The sequence below is a fragment of the Flavobacterium sp. genome, assembly GCF_044368625.1.
Classification (GTDB): domain Bacteria; phylum Bacteroidota; class Bacteroidia; order Flavobacteriales; family Flavobacteriaceae; genus Flavobacterium.
In genome coordinates, this window is sequence record NZ_JBIPPD010000208.1 from 1 (window position 1) to 5,785 (window position 5,785).

The window sequence follows — 5,785 nt, forward strand, 5'->3', positions numbered from 1 at the left end:
TGGAACAAAAGATAGTGTAAATATTCGTTTTTCTTGGTTTAAAATAGTGTTAGAGAAAAGTATTTTAGGAAAATATATAAAAATTGGTGATGATAACAAAATTGATGATAGCGAACTTTAAATCGCACGAAAAAACTATATTAAATTTAGCTAATTTAACTTTACTAACTGGATTAAATAGTACAGGTAAATCAAGTATTATACAATCATTTCTTTTGTTAAGACAAAGTTTTAAAAAAGGAAGATTAAATAAAGGGTTAGATTTGAATGAACCTTTATGCGATATTGGTAAAGGAGTTGATGCCTTATATAGATTTGCAAATGTTAATGAAATAATTACGTTCGAAATCGAAATTGATAAAAAAGAAAACTTTTCATTCAACTTTAATGCAAAAGATAAGTATGATGAAACTTTTATCCCTAATTTAAAAGAAATACCAATCGGTGATAATATTTTTGAATTACCTTTTTTTACAAATAACTTTCAATATTTAAGTGCTAATAGAATTGCAAGCGTAGAATTTTATCCTTTAGATAGTTATTCTGTTGAAGAAGAAAAACAAATTTCTAGAAATTATGGACAAGGTGAACTTGTTGCACATTTTTTAGAGTTTTATGGCGAAAATAGAGATTTTGATATTAATTTAGATTTGCTTTTACATCCAGAATGTTCAAGCAGAAAATTACTTGAACAAGTAATTGCTTGGGAGCGTGAAATTAGTCCACGAATTACAATGAATCCTACTAAAAAAGGAGATAAAGTAGTCATTGAATATGGTTACAAAAGTAATAGTGGTTTTATGCCTATAGAAAATTTAAAATCAAAAAATATTGGTTTTGGTATTTCTTATTCGCTTTCAATTATTGTTGCATTATTATCAGCAGAGCCAGGTGCAATATTACTAATCGAAAACCCAGAAGCTCATTTACATCCAAAAGGACAATCAAAATTAGCTGAACTAATTTGTTTGGCAGCACAAAGTGGGATTCAAGTTATTGTGGAAACTCATAGTGACCATATTTTTAATGGCATAAGAAAGGGTGTCTTTTCTGGTAAGATTGAAAATACCAATACAAGCATATACTATTTTGAAACCGATGATAGTAATACTTCAAAAAGTACAGAAATTAAAATTTCAAATAAAGGAAAGATTTTAAATTTCAAAAAAGGTTTTTTTGATCAGTTTGATAATGATTTAGATGTATTAATTGGGCTATAATATGGAAGTTTTACTTAATGAATTATCAGTAAACCAACAATACACTTCAATTGAAGACTTTTTAGATAATGGTTTAAATGTTATGCTACCAATTTTAAAAGGTTTTTCTGACGATGTGAGTATTTGTAAATCATATAATTTATATGAACGTGAGGTTACTAATGGTTTAACGCTACATAATATTTTAGTTGCTGATTATTCAAGAACTATTGACGAAATAAAAAGATACAAAATTTTTTTTAGTAAGTTTTTTCAAAACCCATATTGGGAAGATAATCCATATCAATCTAAAGAAGTTATTTATTTACATAATCAACAAAATGTCAGTGGAACCTCAATAGCCGAAGCCTCTGAAAGAGATCAAGTTTTACTTTCATTTAATAATGGTGGTTTCAATAATAATTCATTAGAAGTTACCAAAGAAGCTATTACAATTAACGTTATTAATCTAATAAATAATAATGATTTAGAAGATTTCTTAAGAGATGATGAATCTATTTTAAATAATGAAATTAGATTTAGGAGAACATCATTATTTAGACAAGGTAAAACTGTTTATCAAGAAATAAGCTCAAATAATTATTGGTATTTAGATAACTTACACAGAGACCATTACGAAGTATTTAATCCAAATAGAGAACATTTAGGTACAGCAAATATGGAAGGTACTATGATTTCAAATGCTATAAATGGTAGAAAATTATGAAATTACAATTCAAAGAACAACAATTTCAAATTGATGCAGTAAAAGCTGTAGTTGATTGTTTTGCAGGGCAACCCATCAAAACCAATCGCTTCACTCTGGAACGATCAAAAGATATTATCAAAAAAGCCAAGCAATTAGCTCAAGGTGTTGTTGCTAATACTCTAGAATTAGAAGTAATGGAAAGTATTGGGTATAGAAATACACCTATCCAAATTACCGATAATCAAATTTTAGAAAACCTTAAAAGAGTTCAGTTTGCAAACGATATTCCAGAAAGCACGCAATTAGAAAGACCAAAAGGATTAAATCTTGGTTATAATCTAACTATCGAAATGGAAACAGGTACGGGAAAAACTTATACCTACATTCGTAGTATGTTTGAATTAAACAAAGAGTTTGGTTGGAGTAAATTCATCATTATTGTGCCAAGCATTGCCATTCGTGAAGGAGTTTACAAATCGTTTGAAGTAACCCAAGACCATTTTCAAGAAATATATCAGCATAAAATAACACCATTTATATACAATTCTTCTCGTCCACAAGATATTGAGAATTTTGCTTCAGATAGTCGTATAAGTGTAATGATTATTAATACGCAAGCATTTAATGCCACAGGAAAAGATGCAAGACGTATCAAAATGGAATTAGACCAATTTGGTTCCAGAAAACCAATTGAAATATTAGCTCAAACGAATCCAATACTTATTATTGATGAACCACAATCCGTTGATGGCGAAAGAACATTGGAAAGTATGCAAGATTTTAAGCCATTATTTACTTTGAGATATTCTGCAACCCATAAAGTTGAGTATAATAAAGTATTCCGCCTAGATGCTTTAGATGCTTACAACAGAAAGTTAGTTAAAAAAATACAAGTAAAAGGCATCAACCTTAAAGGAACAACAGGAACTAACGGTTATTTATATCTTGAAAATATTATAGTTAGCAAAGATAAAGCACCAGTTGCAGCAGTTGAATATGAAGTAAGAAATTCAAGTGGAGCAACAAAACGTATTCGACAAAAATTATCAAAAGGAGCAAATTTATTTGACCTTTCAGGTAATATGCCACAATATAAAAATCAAGTCATTCAAGAAATTGACGGTTATCATAATAAAATTGTAATTAATGGTTTAGAATTGTTTGCAGGTGAAGTGATTGGTGATTTCTATGAACAAGATTTTAGAAGAATCCAAATCCGAGAAACAATTTATTCACACCTTAAAAAGGAAAAACAATTATTCGATAAAGGAATAAAAGTATTATCGTTATTCTTTATTGATTCTGTTGAAAAATATAAACAATACAACGAATTAGGAGAAGAAGTTCCAGGTGAATATGCTAAAATATTTGAAGAGGAATACAATAAATTACGAAGTGAATTTTTAGATTTATTTCATCAAGAATACAATGAATATCTGAAAGAAAGTGATCCAAGCAATGTTCATAAAGGATATATGCCAAGCAACTATTTTAGCTATGTAGAAAGAGACTCAGCCGACAAAATTCACAATGGATATTTCTCTATCGATAAGAAAAACAAAATGATTGACCCAACGGTAAAACGTGGCAAAGAAGATTCAGAGGATATTTCGGCATATGATTTAATTATGAAAGACAAAGAACGTTTGTTGAGTTTTGATGAACCAACACGTTTCATATTCTCTCACTCAGCTTTAAAGGAAGGTTGGGACAATCCGAATGTATTTCAAATTTGTGCATTAAAACATTCTGATGCTACCATTAGAAGAAGACAGGAAGTTGGTCGTGGTATGCGTTTATGTGTCAATGAACACGGAAACCGTTTAGACTTTGAAACTGTTGGTGAGCAAGTTCACGAAATAAATAGATTAACGGTTATAGCTTCTGAAAGTTATGAAGAATTTGCAAGAGGTTTGCAGTCAGAAATTGCATCAACATTAAAAGATAGACCACAAAAAATTGAAGCTAGTTTATTTGTAAATAAGGTAGTAAAAAATGATAAAGGTGAAAGTTTAAGACTTGATGAACTTCAAGCAAACCTTTTAAATAACACATTACTTTTTGAAAGAATTGCTGATATAAGTGGTAAAATAACACCTGATGGTAAAATTAAAATTGAGAACAACCAAGTTCCATTGCCAGAGAATTTAGAGCCATATCGAGAAGATATTACTAAATTGTTAAAATCAGTTTACACAGGCGATGGCATCAATATAGAGAATGACAGAAACAATATTGAGGTTGCAGTAAATAGTAATTTCCATAAAAAAGAGTTTCAAGAACTTTGGAATAGAATTAATATTAAATCTATCTACGAAGTAAAATTCGATACCGATAAACTTATTGAAGACAGTAAAAACAGAATCAATAAAGATTTACATATTGCAGACAGAAGTTATGAAGTTAAAGAAGGTGTTTTAGAACAAACAACCAAACAAAAAATTGACAATAACGAAGCTATACAAGTTACAAGTCGTGCTACTAAAAAGTTAGATACAGATGTTTATACTAATACTGTTTATGACATCATAGGCGAAATGGTGAATGCAACTAATTTAAAAAGAACAACTGTAGTTACTATTCTTAAAAAGATAAATCCAAATCAATTTTATTTGATTAGAAAAAATCCCGAAGAGTTCATTGCTAAATGCAGTAAGTTGATAAATGAAACAAAAGCAAGTTTAATTATCAATAACATTGTATATCACAAAACAGAAGATAGATACGATGCTAAAACGGTTTTTACCAATTCGAAAGAATCATTACGTCAAACAGAAATACTAAAAAAACACATTTACGATTATCTTGTTTCCGATTCCAAAGTAGAAAAAGAATTTGCAAATGCATTAGAAGCTAGCGAAGAAGTAACCGTTTATGCCAAACTTCCAAGTGGTTTTAAAATAACAATACCAAATGGAACTTACAATCCTGATTGGGCAATTGTGTTTGATAAAGACAAAGTGAGACAAATATACTTTATTGCTGAAACTAAAGGAACCAATGATACAAATGATTTAAAAAGTATAGAAAACTTAAAAATCCATTGTGCAGAAGAACATTTTGCTGCAATTAGTAATTGTGAAGTGAAATTTAAGCGTGTAATTTCATATGAAAACATGATGGAAATCGTACAGTTAAAATAATTTGGAATTAGCCACTTTATCAAAGTTTCAAAGTTTCAAATCTTTGACAAAGTTTTAAAAATAAACAAGATAATATTTTAAGAATGAATAATTTTGAAGATTTTGAAAATGGCTATAATAGTTTAGATATAGACCAACTAAATTTGTTTGATTATAAACAAATTTTACTTTTTATTGGTGCTGTAAGTATGCACGATGATGATAAAGTTAAAAAAATAATTTATGAATTGGGCTTTAATGAAAATGTTTTAATATTTGGCAACTATGCAATGCCAACAAGAAATTTATATGCTGGTTTTTTTTCTTTTAAAGATGGAGAAAGTAATATGTATAATTTAAAAGAACATTTACATAAAATTTTTGAGAAAAACAATATTGGAATGGTAGATTTTTTTCTGATTGATGCTACAGAAACAAGTAAACTTAAATCTATTTGGCATGATGGTTTTTACTAATTATTTTAAAATTTTATAAACATCAAATTCTATTTATAGCACTTTATCATTGATAAAAAATAATTAATGAAAATAATTGATAACATAACTTCAAGACTTGGAGAGGATTTAAAAGCCGAGATTACAAAGGGAAGCAAATTAAGTATTGCAGCTTCCTCATTTTCTATTTATGCTTTTGAAGCACTTAAAAAAGAATTAAAAGGTATTGACGAATTAGAATTTATTTTTACATCACCAACCTTTATTGAAGATAAGTTTCAAAAGATTTCAAGAGAATTT

5 protein-coding genes are annotated in these 5,785 nt (G+C 28.4%); all 5 read left to right on the forward strand.

What is annotated here, in order from left to right; genetic code table 11:
• Positions 1–104 precede the first annotated feature (104 nt).
• Positions 105–1,220 carry a DUF3696 domain-containing protein gene (locus tag ACIQ2X_RS13170; protein ID WP_396179391.1) on the forward strand — a complete coding sequence of 372 codons (1,116 nt, stop codon included), beginning with the start codon at positions 105–107 and terminating at the stop codon, positions 1,218–1,220.
• Between the two features lies 1 nt (position 1,221).
• The gene (locus ACIQ2X_RS13175; RefSeq protein ID WP_396179392.1) at positions 1,222–1,926 is read left to right on the forward strand and encodes a hypothetical protein; all 705 of its coding nucleotides are present in this window, start codon (positions 1,222–1,224) and stop codon (positions 1,924–1,926) included.
• On the forward strand, positions 1,923–5,051 hold the full coding sequence (locus ACIQ2X_RS13180; protein ID WP_396179393.1) for a type III restriction-modification system endonuclease: 3,129 nt from the start codon (positions 1,923–1,925) through the stop codon (positions 5,049–5,051). Before ACIQ2X_RS13175 ends, ACIQ2X_RS13180 begins: the two co-directional genes overlap by 4 nt.
• Before the next feature lie 83 nt (positions 5,052–5,134).
• Positions 5,135–5,506: a hypothetical protein gene (locus tag ACIQ2X_RS13185; RefSeq protein WP_396179394.1), complete on the forward strand. Its 372-nt coding sequence runs from the start codon at positions 5,135–5,137 to the stop codon at positions 5,504–5,506.
• A gap of 66 nt (positions 5,507–5,572) precedes the next feature.
• A partial coding sequence (locus tag ACIQ2X_RS13190; protein WP_396179395.1) for a helicase occupies positions 5,573–5,785 on the forward strand: 213 nt, incomplete at its 3' end.